Below are 25945 nucleotides of genomic sequence, written 5' to 3'. Positions count from 1 at the left end.
TTACCCCTTGTTGCTCTCGCTAACGGTAAACGCCTGGCGGTGCAGAATCGCGGTGAACTCTTCCATAAAGTTGTCGTAATTCAGTTCCAGTTTGTTCACGCGCTGGTTCAGACGGTTGTAGGCCATAACCGCTGGAATTGCCGCAAACAGACCGATAGCCGTTGCAATCAACGCTTCTGCGATACCCGGTGCGACCATTTGCAACGTCGCCTGTTTTACCGCGCCAAGCGCGATAAATGCGTGCATGATCCCCCAAACGGTACCGAACAGACCGATATACGGGCTGATGGAGCCAACGGTTCCGAGGAATGGAATATGCGTTTCCAGCGTTTCCAGCTCACGGTTCATCGAGATACGCATCGCACGGGAAGCCCCCTCAACGACCGCTTCCGGCGCGTGGCTATTTGCCCGATGCAAACGCGCAAATTCTTTGAATCCGCTGTAGAAAATTTGCTCCGAGCCCGCCAAATTATCACGACGCCCCTGGCTTTCCTGGTACAGGCGCGACAATTCAATGCCGGACCAGAACTTGTCTTCAAATGCTTCGGCTTCACGTGAAGCAGCATTAAGAATACGGGTCCGTTGGATGATAATGGCCCAGGATGCGATTGAGAAACCAATCAAAATCAACATGATAAGTTTAACCAGAAGGCTTGCCTTCAGGAACAAATCAAGGATATTCATGTCAGTCACTGCTTAAACTCCGCGACAATAGACTTGGGAAGCGCACGAGGCTTCATTTTGAGTGGATCAACGCAAACAATCAGAACTTCGGCTTCATTCAGCACGGTGTTCTCTGCGTTGACAATGCGTTGCGTGAAAACCAATGAGGTGCCACGCATTGACGTAATTTCGGTTTGAACTTCGAGCATATCGTCGAGCCGGGCAGGCGCAAAATACTCGAGGGTCATCTTGCGCACCACAAAGGCGACACGTTCGGCCAACAGGACCTGCTGACTGAAGTGATGATGACGAAGCATTTCTGTGCGTGCTCTTTCATAAAAAGCGACGTAACTGGCGTGGTAAACCACCCCACCGGCATCGGTATCTTCATAATAGACACGAACCGGCCATCGAAACATATACTTATTCATTCCTACTGCCTCTTTGTTGGCTTCGCCCACTCACACCAGTTACTTACCTTTGTAAGCGTCTGGTGATTCGCGTTCTTGCCGCCGCGATGCATCAAGAATGTCGTTGTATATCGCGCTGTCTTCACTGTACATCCCGGTAATGCAATTAGGTTGTGTCCTGTGGTTGTTCGCGGATGGCGCTGACGAAAATTTTTGCACAGAACAAGGCGCGAGTGGCGAAGTTTGGTAATTCCAAACAAGACGCAAGTAACGCAGTACTGTGCAAAAAGATTCTCAGCCCTTCGGGACGCGTTCCATCAGGATGTTCTCTGTGTTGTCGCACTTGGACATAGTTCTACTATGTCCAGCGCACTCCGCCTTGATAACGTCCTGATGGTACAGCGTCGCCACCGCACACAACCACAGGGCACAACCTCAGGTTAGTGCTTTCAAACTTCGCTACTATACGCGCGGGAATGGTGCTTTGGAATGGGGGAAAGTAAACGGAGAGTAAAAAATTATGGGCTTATGCAAGCCCATAAATATTTAAGGATGTTTCTTATTCAAAAGAAGAAGAAAATCAGACCAACAACGAGGACAATATCCGCGATCAGCGGGCAGAAGATGCCCTGCCAATGTACGGCGCGAGGACGGAAGCCAACGCCGTGAATAATGCCTGCGCAGACCGCCCACATCAGCAGGAAACCATGCCAGATTTCAAGCTCACTGGTTTTGGCCGCAAAACGAGACGGATCCCAGAATATGCAGCCAGCCAACACGATTGCCAGCACAAATGAAAGCGCCCGCAAGGGGCGCTTGTCCATCGCGTTGTATACCATCGCGATAATGTTGGTCATTAGCTATCTTCTTGCCCGGCTTTGCCTGATTCAACGTGCTCAAGCGCCAGCGCTGTGATTATCCCAAATGCACAGGCAAGAAGCGTTCCCAAAATCCATGCGAAATACCACATTTTAAGCTCCTTACTTAGTACAGAGAGTGGGTGTTGCTTTCAATATCTTCTTTAGTGATGCGACCGAACATCTTCCAGTAACACCAGCTGGTGTACAGCAGAATGATCGGTACAAACACCGCCGCGACCCAGGTCATCAGATTCAATGTACGCTGGCTGGAGGTGGCATCCCACATGGTCAAACTTGCGTTCATCATGGTGCTGGATGGCATCACAAACGGGAACATTGCGATACCGGCAGTCAGGATGATGCAGGCTAACGTCAGTGAGGAGAAGACGAACGCCCATGCCCCTTTCTCCATACGAGAAGTCAGGATGGTCAACAGCGGCAGAACCACGCCCAGTGTAGGAACCAGCCACAGGATAGGTGCATTGTTAAAGTTCACCATCCATGCGCCAGCCACACGAGCCACTTCTTTGGTCAGCGGGTTAGAGGCGGCATGATGATCCAGTGCTGAGGTCACAACATAACCGTCAATACCGTAAATCACCCACACACCGGCCAGAGCGAAGCAGACCAGAGTCACCAGCGCCGCAACCTGTGAAGTTGCACGAGCACGCAGATGCAGTTCACCTACCGTACGCATCTGCAGATAGGTCGCACCCTGGGTGATGATCATCCCAACGCTCACGACACCTGCCAGCAGACCAAACGGATTCAGCAACTGGAAGAAGTTACCGGTGTAGTACAAACGCATGTAGTCATCTACGTGGAACGGAACCCCTTGCAGCAGGTTACCGAACGCCACGCCAATCACCAGCGGTGGCACGAAGCTACCAATGAAGATGCCCCAGTCCCACATGTTGCGCCAGCGCATATCTTCAATCTTAGAGCGGTAGTCAAAACCGACCGGACGGAAGAACAAGGACGCCAGAACCAGAATCATCGCCACATAGAAACCGGAGAACGCAGCGGCATACACCATCGGCCAGGCAGCGAACAGTGCGCCACCCGCGGTGATGAGCCAAACCTGGTTACCGTCCCAGTGCGGGGCGATGGAGTTAATCATAATTCGACGCTCGGTATCATTACGACCGAGGAAACGGGTGAGCATGCCCACCCCCATGTCGAAGCCATCAGTGACCGCAAAACCAATCAGCAGAATGCCAACCAGCAGCCACCAGATAAAACGCAATACTTCATAATCGATCATTTGACGACTCCTGTCTTAGCGTGCCGGCTGAGAAGTCACAGTGGACTGCTCGTAGTGATAACGACCGGTTTTCAGGCTACTCGGCCCAAGGCGTGCGAACTTGAACATCAGATACAGTTCAGCCACCAGGAACAGGGTATACAGGCCGCAAATCAACAGCATCGAGAAGATGAGGTCGCCAGCAGTCAGCGAAGAGTTCGCTACGGCTGTTGGTAACACTTCACCAATCGCCCACGGTTGACGACCGTACTCTGCAACAAACCAACCGGATTCAATAGCAATCCACGGCAGAGGAATCGCATACAGCGCGGTGCGCAGCAGCCATTTTTTCTCACCGATACGGTTACGAAGCACAGTCCAGAAGGACACCGCGATAATTGCCAGCATCAGAATGCCGCATGCCACCATGATACGGAAAGCGAAGTACAGCGGCGCAACGCGAGGAATAGAATCTTTCGTTGCCTGCTGAATTTGCGCTTCGGTCGCGTCGGTAACTTTGTCCGTATAGCGTTTCAACAGCAGACCATAACCCAGGTCTTTCTTCATGCTGTTGAACTGGTCGCGAACGGCCTGGTCGGTAGTACCAGCACGCAGTTCTTCCAGCAGCTGATACGCTTTCATCCCGTTACGGATACGCTCTTCGTGTTGCACCATCAGGTCTTTCAGACCAATGACCGGTGTATCAACAGAGCGGGTGGCAATGATGCCCAGCGCATAAGGAATCTGAATCGCAAAATGGTTTTCCTGCGCATCCTGGTCCGGAATACCGAACAGCGTGAAGGAAGCCGGTGCAGGCTGAGTTTCCCATTCTGCTTCAATCGCAGCGAGTTTGGTTTTCTGCACGTCGCCCATTTCGTAACCAGATTCATCACCCAGAACGATAACAGACAGAATAGCAGCCATACCAAAGCTGGCAGCGATAGCAAAAGAACGTTTAGCAAACGCGAAGTCACGACCGCGCAGCATATAGTAGGAGCTGATACCCAGAACGAACATCGCGCCACATACATAACCAGATGCCACAGTGTGAACAAATTTCACCTGTGCTACCGGGTTGAGCACCAGTTCAGAGAAGCTCAGCATCTCCATACGCATGGTTTCGAAGTTGAAATCCGCTGCGATTGGGTTCTGCATCCAGCCGTTCGCAACCAGAATCCACAACGCGGACAGGTTAGAACCCAGAGCCACCAGCCAGGTGACACACATATGCTGGACTTTACCCAAACGGTCCCAGCCGAAGAAGAACAGACCTACAAAGGTGGATTCGAGGAAGAAGGCCATCAAACCTTCGATCGCCAGCGGCGCACCGAAAATATCCCCTACATAGTGGGAGTAGTAAGACCAGTTAGTCCCGAACTGGAACTCCATGGTCAGACCGGTAGCCACACCCAGAGCGAAGTTGATACCAAACAACTTGCCCCAGAACTTGGTCATATCTTTATAAATCTGTTTGCCGGAAAGGACGTAGACCGTTTCCATGATGGCCAACAAGAACGCCATACCGAGCGTCAGTGGCACAAACAGGAAGTGGTACATCGCGGTCAAGGCAAACTGTAAGCGCGACAGTTCGACTATATCTAACATCATGACTCCTTGCTCATCGCATGAAGACTCCGAGAGTGAACCCCGTTAGAAAGGGTCACACGCATGCCCCAATACAAATTTATCTGCTTCCTTCCGCCGCTACCCTTTCCTCTCATTTGAAGAAAGGACAATGATGAAAGGTTACAAACATGTTAATAAAACACTCAAATTGATCCCGCAATTATATTACGCCGTAAAATCCTTACAATAAACAGGTTTTTATCGAGACAAATTTGCATTTTTCGATAGTGATCAATTTATAGCTAATTTACCACTTTCAGACCAATTTGATCTGAAGCAATTTACCCTCTTTTGATGATGTTTTCCAAGTTTTAAACATTGATTTAAATCAATTTTCAAATTTAATGTTAATAGTGTTTAGCACTCACGCTACTAGTAAACGCGATGTTAACAACATGTTTTTCAATGAGTAATTGCCGTTACTACAAATGATAGGATATTTATTTAAATGTACACGATCTTTTAACCAGCCCGGATGACTTAATTGATAGAAGATAAAGAATCACTAATGCTGGGTAGCTCACAGTTTTTTGTTTAGCAAGTCATGGATTTGTTATTTCATACAAATTATTCATTTAAATTTTACTTATAATTAACACCGAGATGTAACTATCTCAACTGGAAGCGAAAACGTTCCACAATGACCGATGCATTGCGTTTGTCGTTCTGCGAGAGAACGCTGACGTTTCGCTTAAGTCATCACTGAAAGTTATCATTAACACCCCCTCTTCTCTTATGTGGCAAAGATTAAATATGCCACAAACATTTCCTTATCATTTTTATCCTAAATTTAACAAAAATGAATTGTGACATATAAGATTAAAAAATAAAAAACCGTTATGTCGTTCACAAGTTAATTAGTAATTGGGATTTTCGAAATTATTTAAAACACGTCATAAACGGCGCGCATAACAAAATAAGATTTCGATCACAAACATGGCAAGTCATTTATTACCCAATTCTCTAATAAATTAAACCCAGCTAAGAAAAGATAATCTATCATGTTGATTATGAAAGGATTTTATAGATGACAAATATAACAATCATTTTTCTCAGGATATTTTGAAAATAGATCAATTGCTTCCTTTTTCGCTTCCACAGAAACTCCAACCCTATTAAGAGGTTGTCACAATCCATGTTCTAAATATTAGAAAATAATTTCACTTATTGACCATCAGCCCTACAGAGGATTACCCATGAAGAAATCTACACTTGTTATTGGCGTCATCGGTGCTGACTGCCATGCAGTAGGTAATAAAGTTCTGGATCGCGTTTTTACTGCTCATGATTTTCACGTAATCAACCTCGGGGTGATGGTGAGCCAGGATGAATATATTGATGCTGCGATTGAAACAGGCGCCGATGCCATCGTGGTGTCCTCTATCTACGGTCATGGCGACATTGACTGCCTCGGATTACGTGAGCGCTGCATCGAACGCGGCCTTGGCGACATTCTGCTGTACGTCGGCGGCAACCTGGTCGTCGGTAAACATGACTTCGCCGACGTGGAAGTGAAGTTTAAAGAGATGGGCTTTAACCGGGTTTTCGCCCCCAGCCACGATCTGGAAGATGTTTGCGCGCTTATCACTAATGATATTCACCAACACAATGGCCTCGAACAGCGTTGCCTGGAAGAGGCCATCTGATGCAAACAGTTTCTGTCGATATCGGCTCGACATGGACCAAGGCAGCCCTCTTCGCACATGAAGGCGAGGAATTAACCCTGGTAAACCATGTCCTGACCCCAACCACCACACATCATCTGGCAGACGGTTTTTTTGCCAGCCTGAATCAGGTGCTGAATGTTGCCGATGCTCGCCCGTTACTGAAAAGTGGTGAAGTGCAGTTGAAATACTCCTCCTCAGCGAAAGGTGGGCTCGCCGTTGCAGCAATGGGGCTGGTGCCTTCCATTACGCTGGAGTCGGCAAAAGTTACCGCCCATTCGGCAGGAGCGAAAATCGCGCAATATTATTCGTACAAGCTGAACCGTCATGACATCCAGGAGCTGGAATCATCACCGCCAGACATTCTGTTGTTTACCGGCGGGACAGACGGTGGCGAAGAAAGTTACGGCCTGGCGAATGCGCACGCGCTGGCAGGCTCAAAGCTTGATTGCGCCATTATCTACGCCGGAAACCGGGACATTCAGGACGAAATACAAACGATTCTGGGACATAAGGATCTGACCACGGTAGACAACATTCTGCCGGACCTCGATCACCCGAATCCGTTTGCCGCGCGCCAGGCGATTTGCGATGTGTTCTTGTCACGCATAGTCAAAGGCAAAGGTCTGGACGTTATCGTCGGCGAAACAGGCGAAGAGCCTATGCCGACGCCATGGACGGTATATGAGTTAGTCAAAGCCATTAGCGATTACGACAGCGCATGGAAGGAATTCATGCTGATTGATATGGGCGGAGCCACCACGGATGTCTATTCGGCCAGCGCGAATACCCTCTCCCCCGATACCGTCCTGCATGGTGTTCCTGAACCGTTCGTCAAACGTACCGTTGAAGGCGACCTTGGAATGCGCGTTTCCGCCGTTGTGGTAGGAGAAAGCACGCAGGATATGGTGAAAGTCATCTTCGCCCAGCAGCCACAGCGCGAGGAAGCGTTTTACCGCTATCTACGCCACCTGGTTGGGCAACCGGATTACCTGCCACTCAGCGAGGAAGAGAAATATTTCGACACCCTGCTGGCAGGTTTATGCGTGGGCTATGCCGCTGAGCGCCACGCGGGCACTAAAAAGCAGGTTTGCACCTGCGTGGGTAATGTGGATTTACAGATGGGTCGCGATCTCACCACCGTACGCAAAGTCGTCGGTTCAGGGGGATGGCTCTCTCGCGCCAGCCAGTTCGATATCCATAACTGGCTCAAATACAGGGAGCTGGACGACCAGGGTAAAAGAATTCTGTTACCGAATCAGTTTGAGTATTACCGCGATTCAAATGGCCTGCTCCCTCTACTGGCAAACGTCGCCAGGCTGTACCCGCAAGCCGCTGCTCGCACCAGCATTCAGTGTTTAACCCTATAAAACTTAAGGCAGCTACGAATGGAACTTCGAAATAAAAAATTGACCCACGACGAATTTATGACCGAAAGGCATCAGGTGTTACAAACCTGGGAAACCGGCAAAGACGTTGAGAACTTCGAAGATGGCGTGAAGTACCAGCAATCAATTCCAGAGAAAAAGCGTTTCTCCCTCGCCCTGTTGAAGGCCGATCAGGAAGGTAAAACTCTGAGCCAGCCGCGCGCAGGTGTGGCATTAATGGATGAGCATATTGCGCTGCTCAAAACATTGCAGGAAGAGTGCGACCTCCTGCCAAGTACTATCGATGCCTATACCCGTCTGAACCGCTATGAAGAAGCCGCTATCGGGATCCAAAAATCCATCGAAGCAGGTACTTCCAAGCTGAATGGTTTACCGGTCGTCAATCACGGGGTTGCTGCCTGCCGTCGTATGACTGAATCGCTGGATAAACCGATCCAGGTTCGCCATGGTACACCGGATGCGCGTCTGCTGGCAGAAATCGCCATGGCCAGTGGCTTTACCAGCTACGAAGGCGGCGGTATCTCCTACAACATCCCTTACGCCAAACGCGTCACCCTGGAAAAATCTATCCGCGACTGGCAGTACTGCGACCGTCTGATGGGTCTGTACGAAGAGAACGGCATTCGCATCAACCGGGAACCGTTTGGTCCGCTGACCGGCACGCTGATCCCGCCGTTCATGTCCCACTCAGTCGCGATTATCGAAGGTCTGCTGGCGCTGGAACAGGGCGTGAAGTCTATTACCGTCGGCTACGGCCAGGTCGGTAGCCTGACACAGGATATCGCTGCTATTCAGGCACTGCGTGAACTGTCCCACGAATACTTCCATAACCATGGCTTCGACGATTACGAGCTGAGCACCGTTTTCCACCAGTGGATGGGCGGATTCCCGGAAGATGAAGCAAAAGCCTTCTCCGTTATCGCCTGGGGCGCAGCGGTTGCCGGTATGTCTGGTGCCACAAAAGTTATTACCAAAAGTCCGCACGAAGCATTCGGTATCCCAACCGCGGCAGCTAACGCCCAGGGTCTGAAAGCGTCACGCCAGATGCTCAACATGGTCAGCGATCAGAAATTCCCGCAGTGCGCTGCCGTGGAGCAGGAAGTTGACCTGATTAAGAGCGAAGTCCGCGCGGTATTGAAGAAAGTCTTCGAACTGGGCAATGGTGACATTGCGCGCGGTACGGTGCTTGCCTTTGAAGCTGGCGTGCTGGATGTGCCTTTCGCTCCTGCCGCCTGTAACGCCGGTAAGATCCTGCCTGTTCGCGATAACACAGGCGCAATCCGTATTCTTGAAGCCGGTGCCGTGCCGCTGCCGAAAGATATTCTCGCCCTGCACCACGACTACGTTGCAGAGCGCGCACATTTCGAAGGTCGCAAGCCTTCTTTCCAGATGGTCATTGATGACATCAACGCCGTATCCCACAGTAAATTAATAGGAAGACCATAATGAAAATTAAACAGGCCCTTTTCACAGCTGGCTACTCCTCATTTTATTTTGACGATCAGCAGGCCATCAAAAACGGCGCCGGTCATGACGGGTTTATCTATACCGGCGATCCGGTAACGCCTGGATTTACGTCTGTTCGTCAGGCGGGTGAATGTGTTTCCGTACAGCTGATTCTGGAAAACGGCGCGGTGGCTGTGGGCGATTGCGCAGCGGTGCAATATTCAGGTGCAGGCGGTCGTGACCCGCTGTTCCTGGCTGAAAACTTCATTCCGTTCCTCAACGACCACATCAAGCCGTTGCTGGAAGGTCGTGACGTTGATTCGTTCCTGACCAACGCCCGTTTCTTTGACGAACTGCGTATTGATGGCCATCTGCTGCATACCGCCGTACGTTATGGTCTGTCTCAGGCGCTGCTCGACGCAGCGGCACTGGCTACCGGTCGTCTGAAAGCCGAAGTGGTTTGTGATGAATGGCAGCTGCCATGCGTCCCGGAAGCCATTCCGTTATTTGGTCAGAGCGGCGACGACCGTTATATCGCCGTCGACAAGATGATCCTCAAAGGTGTGGATGTCCTACCGCATGCGCTGATCAATAACGTAGAAGAGAAGCTGGGCTTTAAAGGTGAAAAACTGCGTGAGTACGTCCGCTGGTTATCTAACCGCATCCTGAGCCTGCGCACCAACGATAGCTATCACCCAACGCTGCACATTGATGTCTACGGCACCATCGGTCTGATCTTCGATATGGATCCAGTGCGTTGCGCCGAATACATCGCCAGCCTGGAAGCCGAAGCGCAAGGCCTGCCGCTGTACATTGAAGGCCCGGTTGATGCCGGTAACAAGCCGGATCAGATCCGCATGTTAACCGAGATCACTCAGGAGCTGACTCGTCTGGGTTCTGGCGTGAAAATCGTTGCGGATGAATGGTGTAACACCTATCAGGACATCGTGGACTTCACCGACGCGGGCAGCTGCCACATGGTGCAGATTAAAACCCCGGACCTGGGCGGTATTCACAACATCGTTGATGCAGTGCTGTATTGCAACAAACACGGAATGGAAGCCTATCAGGGCGGTACCTGTAACGAAACGGAAATCAGTGCTCGTACCTGCGTACACGTCGCGCTGGCCGCGCGTCCAATGCGCATGCTGATCAAACCGGGTATGGGTTTCGATGAAGGTCTCAACATCGTGTTTAACGAAATGAACCGCACCATCGCGCTGTTGCAAACTAAGGATTAAGAGATGGCACGCACATTTAAGATCTTATCGCCTACGGCTATCCTGGGTTATGGCTTCCCGGAAGAAAGTTTTCGTAAAGCCATGGAAGAGTCACCGGATCTTATTGCTGTTGACGCAGGTTCCTCCGATCCTGGCCCCCACTACCTGGGGGCAGGTAAACCCTTTACTGACAGGGCCGGTGTGAAACGCGATCTGCGCTATATGATTGTGGCAGGCGTTAAGAACAACATCCCTGTCGTGATCGGCACAGCCGGTGGTTCTGGCGCAGCTCCGCATCTGGAGTGGTGTCGCCAGATAATCCATGAGATCGCGCAGGAAGAAAAACTGTCTTTCTCAATGGCGCTGATTCCGTCTGATGTCGACAAAGAAATCGTTCATCAGGCGCTGGATAACGGCAAAATCACCGCGCTCGATTTTGTGCCTGAACTGACTCACGAGGCCATTGAAGAGAGCACCTACATTGTCGCGCAGATGGGCGTCGAACCTTTCCAGCGTGCGCTGAAAGCCGGTGCGCAGGTGGTCCTGGGCGGACGTGCCTACGATCCGGCCTGCTTCGCCGCGCTGCCGATTATGCAGGGCTTTGATGAAGGTCTGGCGCTTCATTGCGGTAAGATCCTTGAGTGTGCAGCCATTGCCGCCACCCCTGGTTCCGGCTCAGATTGTGCGATGGGAATCATTGACGATAACGGCTTTACGCTGAAGGCGTTCAATCCCAAGCGTAAGTTCACCGAGACTTCCGCAGCAGCGCACACTCTGTACGAGAAGTCAGATCCGTACTTCCTGCCAGGGCCAGGCGGTGTGCTGAACCTGAAGGCATGCACTTTCACCCAGGTTAACGAGGGTGAAGTGTATGTCAGCGGTTCACGCCATGAAGAAACACCGTATGCGTTGAAACTGGAAGGTGCACGCCAGGTTGGCTTCCGTTGCCTGACCATCGCCGGAACACGTGACCCGATTATGATTGCCGGGATTGACACGATTCTTGAAGAGGTACAGGCAAGCGTTGCACGTAACCTCTCACTGAATGACGACAGTATCCGTATGACGTTCCACCTGTACGGTAAGAACGGTGTGATGGGCAACCATGAGCCGATGAAAACTGCGGGCCATGAACTGGGAATTTTACTGGATGTCGTTGCGCCAACACAGGATATCGCTAACAGTGTTTGCTCGCTGGTGCGCTCTACCCTGCTGCACTACGGCTATGAAAATCGCATTGCGACTGCGGGCAACCTCGCCTTCCCGTTCTCGCCATCTGATATTCAGAGTGGACCGGTGTATGAGTTCTCGATCTATCACCTGATTGAAGCGAGCGATGCGCTGCGTTTTGATTTCCACATTGAACAGGTGACGCCAGAAGGAGTTCAGGCATGAAACACTCAATTTGTTCACTGGCGCAAGTAATTCGTTCCAAAAACGCCGGACCGTACGAACTGGTTTTAGATATTTTATTTAAAACAAGGGAAGACTATCAGCGGGTAAAAGCCTGCGAGCAATTAACGCCACAGCTTATTGCCGGTTTATATAATGTTGAGCCTGAATTTATTCACAATATCGTCTGGTTCGATCCAGCGAATGCCGTAAAAATCGTCATGCCACGAGATATTATTTCCGGCAACGTCGGTGACAATGATGTTTATGGTGCGCAGCAACACGCTCCATTATTAAGTATTGAGTTCGACTTGTAACAAAAAAACACAATAACAACCATTGGAGCACAGAATTCAGCTGTATCACAGTGCTTCGAATTATTCATGCGGTTGGTCACAACAGGCGTGCGTCTGAGGTGCTGTCCAGGTTCAGGCGCACGCCACCCTACACAATTCCAATTACCAGCCTTTATCCGATGGAGTACACATGAAGAAAATTAGTTTAACGAAGATGATCATATTAGGCCTGATACTCGGCATGATTGCCGGGGTGGCCATAAATAATATGGCCGCGGCTGAAACAGCAAAATCTTATGCAGCAGATATTTCCATTTTCACCACCATATTCTTACGTATGGTGAAAATGATTATCGCTCCATTGGTTATTTCAACTCTGGTTGTAGGTATTGCCAAAATGGGCGATGCCAAAACGCTGGGACGTATATTTTCGAAAACCTTCTTCCTGTTTATTTGCGCCTCTCTGGTGTCAATTGCACTGGGTCTGGTTATCGTTAATATCTTCCAGCCAGGCGCAGGTATCAACTTTGTGCCACATGACGTCGGAGCCGTTGCCGCCGTTAAGTCAGAGCCATTCACGCTGAAAGTATTCATCTCACACGCGGTACCGACCAGTATTGTCGATGCGATGGCGCGTAACGAAATTCTGCAGATCGTCGTGTTCTCAATCTTCCTCGGTTGCAGCCTCGCTGCGATTGGTGAAAAAGCCGATCCTATCGTGAAAGTGCTGGATTCACTGGTGCACGTCATGCTGAAGCTGACGGGTTACGTCATGCTGTTTGCACCACTGACCGTGTTTGCCGCTATTTCAGGTCTGATTGCCGAACGTGGTCTGGGTGTGATGGTTAGCGCCGGGATCTTCATGGGTGAGTTCTACCTGACGCTGGGTATGCTGTGGGCGATCCTCATTGGCCTGTCTACTATGATCGTCGGGCCTTGCATCGCACGGTTAACTAAATCAATCCTCGAACCCGCTCTGCTGGCCTTTACCACTTCAAGCTCTGAAGCCGCCTTCCCGGGTACGCTGGACAAGCTGGAAAAATTCGGTGTTTCTTCAAAAATCGCCAGCTTCGTTCTGCCTATCGGTTATTCCTTTAATCTGGTCGGTTCCATGGCTTATTGCTCATTTGCCACCGTCTTTATTGCCCAGGCGTGCAACATCGAACTGAGCATGGGCGAGCAAATCACCATGCTGTTAATCCTGATGCTGACCTCAAAAGGAATGGCAGGCGTACCGCGCGCATCAATGGTGGTTATCGCTGCAACCCTGAACCAGTTCAACATTCCAGAAGCAGGTCTGATTCTGCTGATGGGTGTCGATCCGTTCCTCGATATGGGTCGTTCCGCCACGAACGTTATGAGTAACGCCATGGGAGCAGCCATTGTCAGCCGTTGGGAAGGTGAACACTTCGGCCAGGGTTGCCGTGGCTCTGCACCAGTGAAGTCCCCGGAGCAGGAACGTCCGGTTACCGAAACGGAAGTCGCTTTGTCCTGACAGTAGAAGAACAACTAATCGTAGGCCGGATAGCGGCGTGAACGCCCTATCCGGCCTACAGGATTGTTTTCCCAACAACACCAACAGGAATGCATAATGAATAAAACAATTCTCGGCGTGAGTCTCTTTTCTTTCAGCGTCTTGTTTAGCGCAACCACATTCGCGCAAACCACGCCCGACTACGCCAAGCTGATAGAACAGGCTCATCAGAAGTACAAAAGTAACAACGATGGAAAAGTCGCCGACTACATCCCTGCTCTGGCGACCTATAGCCCGAAAAATTTTGCCATCACCATTGCGACGGTGGACGGCAAGATCTACCAGGTTGGCGATGTTAACAAACCTTTCCCAATGGAATCCCTGAGTAAAGTGTTCACCATGGCGCTTGCCATGGAGCAGCACGGTCCTCAGGTAGTGCTGGATAAACTTGGCGCCAATGCCACCGGTATGCCATTCAACTCAGGTTTAGCCGTTGAACTGACCAAAGGCGCGCCTGAAAACCCTCTGGTAAACGCCGGGGCCATGAGCACCGTTAGCCTGATCGAAGCCAAAGACAAAACAGATCGTTGGAACAAAATCCTCGACAACCTGAACGTCTGGGCCGATGCCACTCTCACCGTGAACGAACCGGTTTTCAAATCTGAAATGGAAACCAACCAGCACAATCAGGCGCTGGCCAAGCTGATGGAATCCTATAACAGCTTCTATGGCAACACTGACGAAGCCGTTGAAATTTATACCCGCCAGTGTTCGGTGGATATCACCGTTGAGCAACTGGCCAAAATGGGTGCCGTACTCGCGAACAAAGGCAAATCTCCGTTCAACGGTAAACAGTTGCTGAATGAGAAATATGTTCCGCAGGTGCTGGCAGAAATGGCAATTGCCGGGCTTTACGACGGTAGCGGTAAATGGCTGTACACCGTTGGCATCCCGGCGAAAAGCGGCGTCGGCGGCGGCATGGTTGCCGTTGTCCCAGGCGAATATGCGATTGCGGTCTATTCTCCACCGCTTGATGAAGCCGGAAACAGCGTTCGTGCCCAGAAAACTATCGAATATGTCGCCGAAGCGACAAAAGCCAATGTCTTTTTAGCCAAATAACTTTACGCCGGATGGCGCTTCGCTTATCCGGCCTACGATTAACGCATTGATGTAGGTCGGATAAGCGAAGCGCCATCCGGTAAACAACACGAAGAGGTGAGAAGTAAACATGTCTAAACCATTTGTCTGGCAGGAACTCTTTGTTCAGAGTAAAGATAGTACCGAGTATGAATTACTTAGTAACCAGCACGTTACGGTAACGGAGTTAGACGGAGAGGAAGTGATCAAGGTTGCACCGGAAGCGTTAACCTTGTTAGCACAGCAGGCGTTTTATGAGGCTTCATTTTTCCTGCGCGCCGGACATTTAAAACAGATTGCCAGCATTTTGCACGACCCACAGGCCAGCAGTAACGATAAGTACGTCGCATTGCAGCTGCTGCGCAATGCAGAGGTTTCAGCTAAAGGCGTACTGCCCAACTGCCAGGATACCGGGACGGCAACCATAGTGGCCAGCAAAGGACAACATGTCTGGACCGGCGGCGATGACGCAGAAGCATTAAGCAAAGGCGTGTATTCCACCTTTACCGAAAACAACCTGCGTTACTCGCAAAATGCCCCGCTGGATATGTATACCGAGGTCAATACCCAGACCAACCTGCCCGCACAAATCGACATTAGCGCCACCCCAGGTAACGAATACCGTTTCTTGTTCGTCAATAAAGGTGGCGGCTCAGCTAACAAAGCGGCGCTGTTCCAGGAAACCAAATCCATTCTACAGCCGGAAAAACTCACTGCGTTCCTGATCGAAAAAATGAAATCACTGGGTACAGCCGCTTGTCCGCCGTATCACATCGCTTTTGTGGTTGGGGGCTTATCCGCCGACCAGGCGCTGAAAGTCGCCAAACTGGCTTCAACCAAATATTACGATAATCTACCCACCAGCGGGAACGAGCTGGGCCAGGCGTTCCGTGATACGGCGCTGGAAGCCGAGTTGCTCAATGCCAGCCGCGAGTTTGGCATCGGGGCGCAGTTTGGCGGCAAATACTTTGCCCACGATATCCGCGTAATTCGCTTACCGCGCCACGGCGGCTCCTGCCCAATCGCGATGGCCCTCTCCTGCTCAGCCGACCGTAACATTAAGGCCAAAATTAATAAACACGGTATCTGGCTGGAGAAACTCGAGCATAATCCGGGCAAATTCATTCCTGATTCACAGCGAGTAGAAAACGGCGCTCAGACCGTACAACTGGATCTGAACCGTCCGCTGCGTGACATCCTGCATGACCTTTCCGCTCTGCCCATTGGTACACGCCTGTCGTTAAGCGGCCCGATTGTTGTCGCTCGCGATATCGCCCACGCGAACATCAAAGCGCGACTGGATAACGGCGAACCGATGCCGGAATACATGAAAAAGCATATCGTTTACTACGCGGGTCCCGCCAAAACCCCGGAAAATCAGGCTTGTGGCTCAATGGGGCCCACCACCGGCGGGCGCATGGATGGGTATGTCGATGCTTTCCAGGCACAAGGTGGCAGCCTCATTATGCTCACCAAGGGTAACCGTAGCCAGCAGGTCACTGATGCCTGTCACAAACACGGTGGATTTAGCCTCGGCAGCATTGGCGGTGCAGCAGCCCTGCTGGCACAGCAGTACGTGAAAAGCCTGCAGTGCCTTGAATATCCCGAACTGGGAATGGAAGCCGTATGGATGATGGAAGTTAAAAATATGCCGGCCTTCGTATTAGTGGATGACAAAGGCAATAACTTCTTTAGCCAGTTCGAGCAGCAGCATCGCTGCGCAACTTGTCCGGCAGGGCATTAAGGAGTTTCCATGGAAGCGCGCGCCAATAACGACAGACACCGTCAGCGTCAGCAGAAGCTGAAAGAGCAGGTTGATACCCGCGTAGCGGCGGCAACGGAGAAGAAAGGGATCCTGATTGTCTTCACCGGCAACGGAAAAGGAAAATCCACCGCAGCCTTTGGCACGGCAACGCGCGCAGTGGGTCACGGAAAAACCGTTGGCATCGCGCAGTTTATTAAAGGTCAGTGGGATAATGGCGAGTACAACACCCTGCAACCCCTCGGCGTCGAGTTCCATATTATGGGCACCGGATTTACCTGGGAAACCCAAAATCGGCAAGCAGATATCGAGGCGGCAACGGTTGTCTGGCAGGAAAGTAAGCGCATGCTGGCTGATGCGCATTACGATCTAGTGGTGCTGGATGAACTCACCTACATGCTTGCTTACCACTATCTGGATACGCAAGAGGTTATCAGCGCCATCGAAAATCGTCCTGCCGGTCAGAGCGTTATCGTCACAGGACGCGGATGCCATACGCTGTTACTGGAACTGGCCGATACGGTCAGTGAAATTCGCCCGGTCAAACACGCGTTTGACCGCGGTATTCAGGCACAGGTTGGGATCGACTGGTAGCCGTTCTTTTGCCGGATAACGATGCTAACGCGTCTTATCCGGCCTACCCATCGTTGTAGGCCTGATAAGGCACAAGCCACCTTCAGGCAGCCGATACCACGGACTTACTGAGCAACCAGTTACGGAAAATCTGTAAATGCTCGGATTCCGATTTCTCTTCACGCCACGTCATAATAAATCGATTCCCGGTACGCATTGGAACATCGCAAGGAATGACCATATCACCGCTGTCCAGATCGTGCTGAATGGCAAAACGTGGGAGCAGCGCAACGCCCAGATTAGAGCGGACCGCCGCGATCAGCATCGATAACAAATCAAATCTCGGACCTTTATTCACCAGCGGACTGCTGACATCTGACAGCGCAAACCACTCCTGCCACCCTTTGATGCGCGTGCTTTGGTGTAAGAGCGGAAATTCGTTTAGTAATTCGTTCACCGCCAGTTTTCGTTCCGGTTCGGCCAGCAAACAGCGACTGCAAACCGGCAGAATTTCCTCTTCAAACAGGTACTCAACCCCTGACCATGGCGAATAAAAGTCTTCGCGCATGATTGCCGCGTCATACTCTCGATTGAGAAAATCACCAATATTCGCCAGGGAATGAATGTTCACGATAATATCAGGATTAAGTTTGTTAAACTCACGCAGGTTTGGGATCAGCCAGTGCGTGCTGAACGTCGGATTCACCGCCAGCTCAATAACCTGTACCGTCGGCTGCCAGGTCATTATCGTTGTCGTATCTCGTTCAAGTTTATTTAACGTTTCTTTAACGATACTTAAATAGTGTTTGCCGGCCGCATTTAAGAAAATGCGTTTTTTGGCATGATTAAATAGCGCGGTATTGAGAAAATCCTCCAGTGCATTTACCTGGCGGAAAACAGCACTTTGTGTCAAAGCCAGCTCTTCAGCTGCCCGGGTATAACTTTCGTGACGCGCAACAACTTCAAAAGTTACCAGCAACTCCGTCTTGGGTATTTTTCCTCTCATAACCTCTTCCATATGCAGCGTACAAAAATAGTTTAATTTATAAAAAATAATTCAAGCTACCCAGATAAGCACCGAGAGTTATATTTTATTTCATCCATTAATGTCATTGATCCAATCCATGATTTACTCACACTGATGGCGGATAAATATTAACCAATAATACTCAAGAGCAGCAATAAACACAATTTAAATAAGGTTAAACCTAAGCAAATGGTGCCAATAAGTTCTTAATAATTTTTCAAGTTATCTTGTTTATTGCAGAAAAAACTTTGCGAGATTAATCAATATTATCAGTGCGATAATTTTGGATAATTTCACGTTATAACTTACGGGCAAACGACTGCTTTTTATCATTCCTTGATGTGGTTTCTGCCTTTTTTTGATCGATGTGATAAAGGACACAATGTGAAAACTTTCGGAAAGGTCTGGCTCGTTGGGGCAGGTCCCGGTGATATTTCATTACTTACCCTCAAAGCAATGATGTGCATTAAACAGGCTGATGTCATTATTTACGATCGGCTGGTCAATCCTAAAATTTTGGAATGGGCATTACCTGATTGTCTGCTTATCAATGTCGGCAAAAACCCGGGTTTCCATTGTGTACCGCAGGATGAAATCAATGCACTGCTTGTCCAGTATGCCCAAACGCACAATAATATTGTGCGTCTGAAAGGCGGCGATCCGTATGTTTTTGGACGTGGGGCTGAAGAAGTTGAAGATCTCGTCGAGACGGGCATCCCGTTTGAAGTGGTGCCGGGTATTAGCTCAACCATTGGTGGCCTGACCTATGCCGGGATTCCGGTAACACACCGCGATTTCGCCTCGGGATTTCACGTGGTAACCGGTCATACGCGGGAGGGCAACCAACAGCAGGACTGGCGTCAGCTGGCGAAACTGAATGGTACGCTGGTTATTGTCATGGGTATCGCCAATCTGGCGTTTATCTGTGAGGAATTATTGATGGGTGGAAAATCAGCAGATACGCCTGCAGCGCTAATTATGTCCGCCACCCGCGATAACCAACGCCGACTGACCTGTACGCTCGGTTCACTACTGAGCAAGGCGCAGGAAGCTAACATCCTCCCCCCTGCGCTGATAGTGATTGGTGATGTGGTAACCCTGAGCGATCGGCTCTCTTTTATCCCTGAAGCCATCACGCTGCCAGAAAACCTTTACTGTGACAGTCTGGCATGACGAAAAGACTGGGGCGACGTTTGATGCGCCGCCCGGAAAACACGGCAAAAGTAACTGGTTTGTGCGTATTGGAGTTTCCGGGCAATGCTGTCTATTGAATGAACGGGATCGTGCAATAACTCCCCCGCTTTTTGCATTTTTTTCTGATTCACCCAGGTTTTAAAGTTAACGCCCTGGCGTTTCTTAAAAAAACGGCTGAAATAGTTTGCGCTTAAGCAAACGTGAGCTGCTACGGATTCCAGGGATAATTCACTATATAAATTCTCATCAATATAACGCAACGCTGCCAGAAGCTTTTTCTCGTGTCGGGAAGGCTCTGTAAAATAATGACGCATGTAACTGGTCGGCGGGATAACAAACTCATCAGGTTGTTGCTGTTCTGTCTCAAAATTATCAACAATAAAATTTAATAAATTAGCTGATGCCACCAGCGTATTATTATCGACTACCGCCACCTGACTCCATTCAGCTTTTATTTTTGGTTCATCCATCCATGAGCATTCATTATCAATAACGATAGTTTTATATTCCTGATATTTTGCCCGCACCTGCCCACAGAGCATAAAACCGTACAGATGCCCATCGCGAATTAATGGCATAGAAAACAGACTTAGCCCTGCGTGGCAGCTGAGTATTCTGGGTTTAAGGTGTTTTAAACCTTCAAAAGCACAATATTTGTCACACTTTTGGCAACTCGTACAATAGCGTTCATCCGCCCGCATTAATGTGCAGAACGAATTAAAGTTATGGCAATCCGAGAGAGTTTTTCCGTTAACATCAACCACAACCGTGGCTAATCCAGTCGCACTGGAGAATACTTTTGCTATCGAGAAAAAACGTTGTAGATAATCATCCTGGATTTTCAACGACACGGTATCCTCCGGCATTAATGAAATTAAAGCCGGTAATATGCAGAATTTAATCAAGAGAAAGAATGATGCTCACCGCAAAAAATAATCTCATTTATGCAGATGATTATGATCAATTGGCAAGAGAGTTAAAGCGACCTCGATAATACTCCGCTGCATACTACTGACTTCGCTTTCTCAAAGATTAACGAATCTTCACACTCTCTTGTGAGACTCTTTTCGCAACACCAAACATCTTTATCCATTATTTTCAATAGATTACTCATTTTTACTGTGAATCAATGATGTGCTTATTTGTGATAATCATCATGTGAATGTGAAAGGCCCTCCTGAATAATATGTTCAATTAGCAAACAATCTGAACGGAGTTGATCCATGGCCGTCACCACAGGCGTTATCGCCGACGATTTCACCGGCGCAACGGACATTGCAAGCTTTATGGCGCAGCAGGGGTGGCGCGTTGCGCTACTGCCCGGAATGCCTGATACCACTCAATGCTGGAATGAAGAGGTCGAAGCTATCGTCATCTCGCTGAAAAGCCGCTCATTACCCGCAGAACAGGCCATCGCACAATCTCTGTCCTGTGCCCGCTGGCTGAAACAAAAGGCAGGTGTCCGCCAGATCTATTTTAAATATTGTTCGACGTTCGACTCCACGCCAACAGGCAACATTGGACCGGTCAGCGATGCGTTGATGAACGAGCTGCATACACCCGTGATCGTCCACTGCCCCGCCCTGCCGCAAAACGGGCGCACGGTGGTGCATGGCCATCTTTTTGTAAACGGCGTACTGCTTAACGAATCCGGGATGGAAAAGCACCCGCTTAATCCTATGACCGATGCCAGCCTGCCGCGCCTGCTGAGCGCGCAAACGCCAGGCAAGGTTAGTTGCATCAACCTCACGACGCTGCGTCAAGGTGTGGAAGCGGTCACTAACGCTCTGGCCCAACTTCAGGCTGAAGGTACGCGTCACGTTATCGTCGATACGCTGGATGAAGCAGATCTCACCACGCTGGCGCAGGCACTCCATGCCAGCCCTCTGTTAGCCGGGGGCTCCGGGCTCGGTGGCGCACTGGCCGCCTGCACCGGAACTCAGCAAACCATGCCGCTGGACGCTTTTCCACTACCTGCTAAAACGGTGGTGTTCTCCGGTAGCTGTTCTGCAATGAGTAATCGTCAGGTCAATCGCTATAAGGCCGCAGCAGCCTCTCGTGTACTCGACGTGGCCCGCTGCCTGTCTGATACAGAACGCTACACTGATGAACTGTGTGCCTGGGCGATGACGCATATCAACGACCCATTCGCGCCGATGATATACGCCACCCAGCCGCCAGACGTACTCCAACGCATTCAACAAGAGTACGGCGAACAGAATGCCAGCCAGGCGATCGAACACGCTTTTTCCCGACTGAGCGCAAAGCTACAAGTTGCAGGTGTAAACACCTTTATCGTCGCAGGCGGAGAAACATCCGGCACCGTGGTAGAGGCACTGCAGGTGAAGCGTCTGTCCGTTGGCAAAGCCATTGCGCCTGGCGTGCCGTGGGTATTTTCCTCCGGTCTGGCGCTGGCGCTGAAGTCAGGCAACTTTGGTGACGAAGATTTCTTTTTTACAGCCCAGGAGTACGCATTATGAATCCGGTGAGTGAACACCAACTACGCGAACTACTCGTCCACTATGGCCGTTCCTTGTTTATGCGTGGTTACAGCAGCGGCGGCTCCGGCAACCTCAGCGTCAAATTGCCGGATGGCGGCTATCTGGTGACCCCGACCAACTCCTGCCTGGGTGAGCTTGATCCTGCCACGCTAAGTAGGCTGGATGCCAACGGCGTGCATCTTAGCGGCGACAAACCGTCAAAAGAGGTGCCCATGCATTTGGCGTGGTATCGGCATCGGCCATCCTGCGGCGCGGTTGTGCACCTGCATTCTCCATGGCTGACCGCGCTCTCCTGTCTGCCTTGCTCTACGCCAGAAAACTGTCTACCGCCACTAACGCCATACTATGTGATGCGCGTCGGACAGCTACCACTGCTGCCTTATTTCAAGCCCGGCCATGAAGGCATTGCCAGCGCATTGAGTGAAATCGCGGCAGATCATACGGCTGCGTTGCTGGCCAATCACGGGCCGGTAGTAAGCGGTCGCTCGCTGCGTGAGGCGGTGTTTAACGCCGAGGAACTGGAAGACAGCGCCCGCATCTGGCTGACATTAAAACCGCTCGGCTATGTTCCGCTCTCAGAAGAGGCGGTGGCCGAACTTGAACATTCCCGGCAAGCGTGAGGTGACATGATGATCCCCGAGCAACGACGTGATTTTATCTACCGCTATGTGCACGAAAAGAATGCCGCCTCATTTAATGAACTGGCAGATCTGATGAGCGTGTCGCATATGACCGTGCGTCGCGACATTCAGTTGCTGGAAGAAGAAGGCAAAGTTATTGCCATTAACGGCGGCGTAAAGCTCAATAACCTGCTGAAATCCGAACTGCCGTGGCGGGAAAAAGCCGAGTTGAATCATGACGTGAAGCGTAAGATGGGCCAGCTCGCCGCAATGCTCATTGAGCCCGGACAAACGCTGTATCTGGATGCCGGAACGTCGTTGTTTGAAGTGGCGAAAGCGGTGGCCGCCAGCCACTGTTTCAATCTGACGGTCGTCACCAACGATTTTTCCATCAGCCACTATCTGATGGATATGCCACACATTACGCTCTATCACACCGGCGGTCTGGTGGATCAGCGTAACCGCTCATGTCTTGGCAAAAGCGCCGCCAGTTTTCTGCGCACCATTAATATTGATGTGGCGTTTCTCAGTTCATCGTCGTGGGATACCGAGCGCGGCATGTCGACGCCGAGTGAAGGGAAAGCCTCGGTCAAAGAAGCGGTGCTTACCGTCTCCCGGCGTCGGGTGCTGGTCTGTGACAGCAGTAAATTTGGCAAATACGGCATGTTCCACATCTGTGGGCTGGAGCAGTTAACCGACATTATTTCTGATAACCGGTTACCGGAAAATGCGCAGCAGACTATTGTCAGCCAGGGCGTTAAGCTGCATCTGGTTGATGGCCGGGAGGGTGCACGCCATGCTGAAGTTAGCGGCTAACCTCGACTGGTTATTTACTGATTTACCGATAGCGGGTCGATTTCAGGCGGCAAAAGCAGCCGGTTTTCGCGGCGTAGAAGGGCTGTTTCTCTGGCAGCACCCGCTGGAGCATTTGCGGGCCGCTCAGCGGGAAACTTCTCTGCCGGTGGTGCTAATGAACGCCCCGGCTGGCAACTGGGCACAGGGTGAACGGGGACTCGCAGCATTGCCCGGTCGAGACCAGGAATTTCATCACAGCCTGAACGTGGCGCGAGATTACGCCACCGCACTGGGTTGTCGCCGGGTTCACGTTATGTCCGGCTTGCGCTGCAATGACCTGACGCTGCACGCCCAGCGCGACCTCCTGACGAATCGACTGCGCATCGCCTGCGATGTGATGGCAGACGCGGAAATCGATGTACTGATTGAACCATTAAATTCGCAGGATATGCCCGGTTATTTTATTGACAGTTTCCCGCTGGCTGAATCTATCATTCACGAGGTTGGTAAGAAGAATATCGGCTTACAGTTTGATATTTACCACTGTCAGAAAACTCATGGCAACGTGGCGAAAAATATCGAACGCTATTTTACCCTTATTAAACATTTTCAAATCGCTTCTGTTCCTTATCGCCATGAACCGGGAACCGGGGAGTTAAATGAAGCATGGCTATTTAATTTTATAAGAAAAATGAATTACCAGGACTGGATTGGCTGTGAATATCAACCATCAACATCAGGGCCGGAATCATTACGCTGGATAACGCCTTACCTATAATTTTAATATCTCTGTACCGGAGGAAAAAATGTCGGATACTGTTATTATTTCGCTGGCACCCGTTGCCGCGGATTGCCCCAGAGTTATACCCGAAGAACTGGCGCAGGAAATACTCGCCAGCGTAGAACATGGCGCGTCCATCGTCCATTTACACGTTCGCGATAAACAGGGACGCCTGACGCCAGATACTACCGACTTTCAGGCAACAATTGACCGCGTTATTCGCCATTCAAACCTGATTATTCAGGCTTCTACCGGCGGCGTCTCTTCGATGTCCATCGCCGAGCGCTGCGCGCCACTGGCCTGCCCCGGCGTGGAGATGGCCTCGCTGAACGTCGGTTCCGTTAACCTCGGTGATGCGGTGTATTTTAATCCCGGTCCGGACGTGGAATATTGTTCACGGCAAATAACTGAACGCAATATTATTCCAGAGTTTGAAGTTTTTGAAATCGGCATGATTAATAACATCCTGAACCTTGAAGATAAAATAAAATTTCAAAAACCTATGCTCTTTAATATTGTTCTCGGTTACCGCGGCAGTACGCCTGCAACCGTTGATGCATTAATTGCTCTGCGTAGCATGATCCCACGCGAAGCCTTATGGGGAATTACTCATTTTGGCAGAAGGAATTTCGATATTATCGCTGCCGCGGTCGCTATGGGTGCCAGTGAAGTGCGAATCGGCTATGAAGATAGTTATTATTTAAGCGCCGAAGAAAAAGCGCAGCATAATTATCAGCAGGTAGCCAAACTCGCTACGCTCATTCGCAGTATGGATAAAAAAGTTGCTACGCCGGAAATTGCGCGGCGCATGTTATCTATTCCACCCCGGCAGCAATAACAACAGCAAGGACATTTCAACATGACTATGGCTTTGTTGAATAAATCAGATTTCGGGTAAGTCTCCCCCGTAGCGGGTTGTGTTTTCAGGCAATACGCACGCTTTCAGGTATACCTGCTTTCGTCATTTTGTTCAGCGCTCGTACCAGGGCCATAGCCTCCGCAACCTGACCATCGTAGTCACGCAGCGTCAGTGAACCCCCGAACAGCTGTTTTACCCGGTACATCGCCGTTTCCGCTATCGAGCGACGATTGTAATCTGTTGTCCATTTCCACCGCGCATTACTCCCGGTCATTCGCTGATTAGCCACTGCACGGTTACGGTCTGCATATTCACCGGGCCAGTAACCAGCACCTTTTCGGGGAGGGATAAGCGCGCTGATTTTCTTACGCCGCAGTTCATCGTGACATAGCCGGGTATCGTAAGCGCCATCGGCGGCGGCTGACCTGATTTTCCGGTGGGTTTGCCGGATTAACCCGGGGAAGGCCTCTGAGTCCGTAACGTTGTTCAGCGACAGGTCAGCGCAGATGATTTCATGTGTTTTACTGTCAACGGCGAGATGCAGCTTACGCCAGATACGGCGGCGTTCCTGGCCATGCTTTTTGACTTTCCACTCGCCTTCACCGAAGACCTTCAGCCCGGTGGAATCAATTACCAGGTGTGCGATTTCACCCCGGGTGGGCGTTTTGAAACTGACATTAACCGACTTTGCCCGCCTGCTGACACAGCTGTAATCCGGGCAGCGTAGCGGAACGTTCATCAGAGAAAAAATGGAATCAATAAAGCCCTGCGCAGCCCGCAGGGTCAGCCTGAATACGCGTTTAATGACCAGCACAGTCGTGATGGCAAGGTCAGAATAGCGCTGAGGTCTGCCTCGTGAAGAAGGTGTTGCTGACTCATACCAGGCCTGAATAGCTTCATCATCCAGCCAGAAAGTTATGGAGCCACGGTTGATGAGGGCTTTATTGTAGGTGGGCCAGTTGGTGATTTTGAACTTTTGCTTTGCCACGGAACGGTCTGCGTTGTCGGGAAGAT

24 protein-coding genes and 1 pseudogene are annotated in these 25945 nt (G+C 50.5%); 16 read left to right on the top strand and 9 right to left on the bottom strand.

Translation table 11 applies throughout. The features are described 5' to 3' along the window. The 6 genes from tolQ to cydA all read right to left on the bottom strand — a co-directional run bounded on the left by tolQ (window position 1) and on the right by cydA (window position 4781). Entirely contained in the window at window positions 1-693 is a 693-nt protein-coding gene (gene tolQ / locus OGY13_RS02780) for a Tol-Pal system protein TolQ (RefSeq protein ID WP_003022976.1), read from the bottom strand. After that, on the bottom strand, window positions 690-1094 hold the full coding sequence (gene ybgC / locus OGY13_RS02775; protein ID WP_003831439.1) for a tol-pal system-associated acyl-CoA thioesterase: 405 nt from the start codon (window positions 1092-1094) through the stop codon (window positions 690-692). Before ybgC ends, tolQ begins: the two co-directional genes overlap by 4 nt. Before the next feature lie 542 nt (window positions 1095-1636). Beyond that, complete coding sequence (gene ybgE / locus OGY13_RS02770) at window positions 1637-1930, bottom strand: cyd operon protein YbgE (protein WP_003831434.1); 294 nt, start codon at window positions 1928-1930, stop codon at window positions 1637-1639. Next, a complete protein-coding gene (gene cydX, locus OGY13_RS02765; protein WP_003022970.1) occupies window positions 1930-2043 on the bottom strand; it encodes a cytochrome bd-I oxidase subunit CydX in 114 nt (37 codons plus the stop codon). The genes ybgE and cydX overlap by 1 nt, the downstream gene beginning before the upstream one ends. 14 nt (window positions 2044-2057) lie before the next feature. Next, a complete protein-coding gene (cydB, locus tag OGY13_RS02760; RefSeq protein ID WP_213752093.1) occupies window positions 2058-3197 on the bottom strand; it encodes a cytochrome d ubiquinol oxidase subunit II in 1140 nt (379 codons plus the stop codon). A 15-nt stretch (window positions 3198-3212) separates the two neighbouring features. Then, a complete protein-coding gene (gene cydA / locus OGY13_RS02755) occupies window positions 3213-4781 on the bottom strand; it encodes a cytochrome ubiquinol oxidase subunit I (protein WP_008784156.1) in 1569 nt (522 codons plus the stop codon). Between the two features lie 1217 nt (window positions 4782-5998). On the opposite strand from cydA, the gene glmS reads away from it, so the two are divergent. From glmS to cobO, 10 genes and pseudogenes are all read left to right on the top strand, one after another. Next, entirely contained in the window at window positions 5999-6448 is a 450-nt protein-coding gene (glmS, locus tag OGY13_RS02750; RefSeq protein ID WP_003022963.1) for a methylaspartate mutase subunit S, read from the top strand. Continuing rightward, on the top strand, window positions 6448-7836 hold the full coding sequence (gene glmL / locus OGY13_RS02745; protein WP_003831429.1) for a methylaspartate mutase accessory protein GlmL: 1389 nt from the start codon (window positions 6448-6450) through the stop codon (window positions 7834-7836). Before glmS ends, glmL begins: the two co-directional genes overlap by 1 nt. An 18-nt stretch (window positions 7837-7854) precedes the next feature. Further along, on the top strand, window positions 7855-9300 hold the full coding sequence (locus OGY13_RS02740) for a methylaspartate mutase subunit E (RefSeq protein ID WP_079934626.1): 1446 nt from the start codon (window positions 7855-7857) through the stop codon (window positions 9298-9300). Beyond that, entirely contained in the window at window positions 9300-10541 is a 1242-nt protein-coding gene (locus OGY13_RS02735; RefSeq protein WP_032942736.1) for a methylaspartate ammonia-lyase, read from the top strand. Before OGY13_RS02740 ends, OGY13_RS02735 begins: the two co-directional genes overlap by 1 nt. A 3-nt stretch (window positions 10542-10544) precedes the next feature. Further along, complete coding sequence (locus OGY13_RS02730; protein WP_003022951.1) at window positions 10545-11915, top strand: acyclic terpene utilization AtuA family protein; 1371 nt, start codon at window positions 10545-10547, stop codon at window positions 11913-11915. After that, window positions 11912-12229, top strand: coding sequence for a DUF4387 domain-containing protein (locus OGY13_RS02725; protein ID WP_003831425.1), 318 nt, complete (start codon window positions 11912-11914; stop codon window positions 12227-12229). Before OGY13_RS02730 ends, OGY13_RS02725 begins: the two co-directional genes overlap by 4 nt. A gap of 169 nt (window positions 12230-12398) precedes the next feature. Then, window positions 12399-13680: pseudogene (locus OGY13_RS02720) on the top strand (dicarboxylate/amino acid:cation symporter); the annotation flags it as partial. 119 nt (window positions 13681-13799) lie between these two features. After that, window positions 13800-14801, top strand: coding sequence for a glutaminase A (glsA, locus tag OGY13_RS02715; RefSeq protein WP_032942734.1), 1002 nt, complete (start codon window positions 13800-13802; stop codon window positions 14799-14801). Window positions 14802-14910: 109 nt separating this feature from the next. Then, a complete protein-coding gene (locus tag OGY13_RS02710) occupies window positions 14911-16563 on the top strand; it encodes a class I fumarate hydratase (RefSeq protein WP_057068971.1) in 1653 nt (550 codons plus the stop codon). 9 nt (window positions 16564-16572) lie between these two features. Then, window positions 16573-17175, top strand: a complete 603-nt coding sequence (gene cobO, locus OGY13_RS02705) for a cob(I)yrinic acid a,c-diamide adenosyltransferase (RefSeq protein WP_063940686.1) — start codon at window positions 16573-16575, stop codon at window positions 17173-17175. 82 nt (window positions 17176-17257) lie between these two features. On the opposite strand, the gene OGY13_RS02700 is transcribed toward cobO, so the two are convergent. Continuing rightward, window positions 17258-18160 carry a LysR substrate-binding domain-containing protein gene (locus OGY13_RS02700; protein WP_003022936.1) on the bottom strand — a complete coding sequence of 301 codons (903 nt, stop codon included), beginning with the start codon at window positions 18158-18160 and terminating at the stop codon, window positions 17258-17260. Window positions 18161-18565: 405 nt separating this feature from the next. Between OGY13_RS02700 and cobA the strand changes: the two genes are divergently transcribed. Continuing rightward, a complete protein-coding gene (gene cobA, locus OGY13_RS02695) occupies window positions 18566-19354 on the top strand; it encodes a uroporphyrinogen-III C-methyltransferase (protein ID WP_003831416.1) in 789 nt (262 codons plus the stop codon). Here cobA and OGY13_RS02690 read toward each other — a convergent pair. After that, complete coding sequence (locus tag OGY13_RS02690) at window positions 19333-20226, bottom strand: PocR ligand-binding domain-containing protein (RefSeq protein WP_048235841.1); 894 nt, start codon at window positions 20224-20226, stop codon at window positions 19333-19335. The genes cobA and OGY13_RS02690 overlap by 22 nt on opposite strands. A 372-nt stretch (window positions 20227-20598) precedes the next feature. Here OGY13_RS02690 and otnK point away from each other — a divergent pair, with 372 nt between their 5' ends. Genes otnK through OGY13_RS02665 form a run of 5 tightly spaced genes read left to right on the top strand, consistent with a single transcriptional unit; the run spans window position 20599 to window position 24910 of the window. Then, window positions 20599-21855, top strand: a complete 1257-nt coding sequence (gene otnK / locus OGY13_RS02685; protein WP_079934622.1) for a 3-oxo-tetronate kinase — start codon at window positions 20599-20601, stop codon at window positions 21853-21855. Then, entirely contained in the window at window positions 21852-22496 is a 645-nt protein-coding gene (gene otnC / locus OGY13_RS02680; protein WP_008784146.1) for a 3-oxo-tetronate 4-phosphate decarboxylase, read from the top strand. The genes otnK and otnC overlap by 4 nt, the downstream gene beginning before the upstream one ends. A 6-nt stretch (window positions 22497-22502) precedes the next feature. Beyond that, window positions 22503-23312: a DeoR/GlpR family DNA-binding transcription regulator gene (locus OGY13_RS02675; protein WP_008784145.1), complete on the top strand. Its 810-nt coding sequence runs from the start codon at window positions 22503-22505 to the stop codon at window positions 23310-23312. After that, window positions 23293-24069 (top strand): hydroxypyruvate isomerase family protein, encoded by a 777-nt coding sequence (locus OGY13_RS02670; RefSeq protein ID WP_020996542.1) that lies wholly within the window; start codon window positions 23293-23295, stop codon window positions 24067-24069. The genes OGY13_RS02675 and OGY13_RS02670 overlap by 20 nt, the downstream gene beginning before the upstream one ends. 28 nt (window positions 24070-24097) lie before the next feature. Continuing rightward, the gene (locus tag OGY13_RS02665; protein ID WP_213752990.1) at window positions 24098-24910 is read left to right on the top strand and encodes a beta-keto acid cleavage family enzyme; all 813 of its coding nucleotides are present in this window, start codon (window positions 24098-24100) and stop codon (window positions 24908-24910) included. A gap of 85 nt (window positions 24911-24995) precedes the next feature. Here OGY13_RS02665 and OGY13_RS02660 read toward each other — a convergent pair. Further along, window positions 24996-25945: IS5 family transposase (locus OGY13_RS02660; protein WP_230199854.1), on the bottom strand; the 950-nt coding region annotated here is incomplete at its 5' end.

The organism is Citrobacter sp. Cpo045, assembly GCF_030332875.1.
Classification (GTDB): Bacteria; Pseudomonadota; Gammaproteobacteria; order Enterobacterales; family Enterobacteriaceae; genus Citrobacter; species Citrobacter portucalensis.
This window is presented reverse-complemented; position numbering and strand designations above follow the sequence as displayed.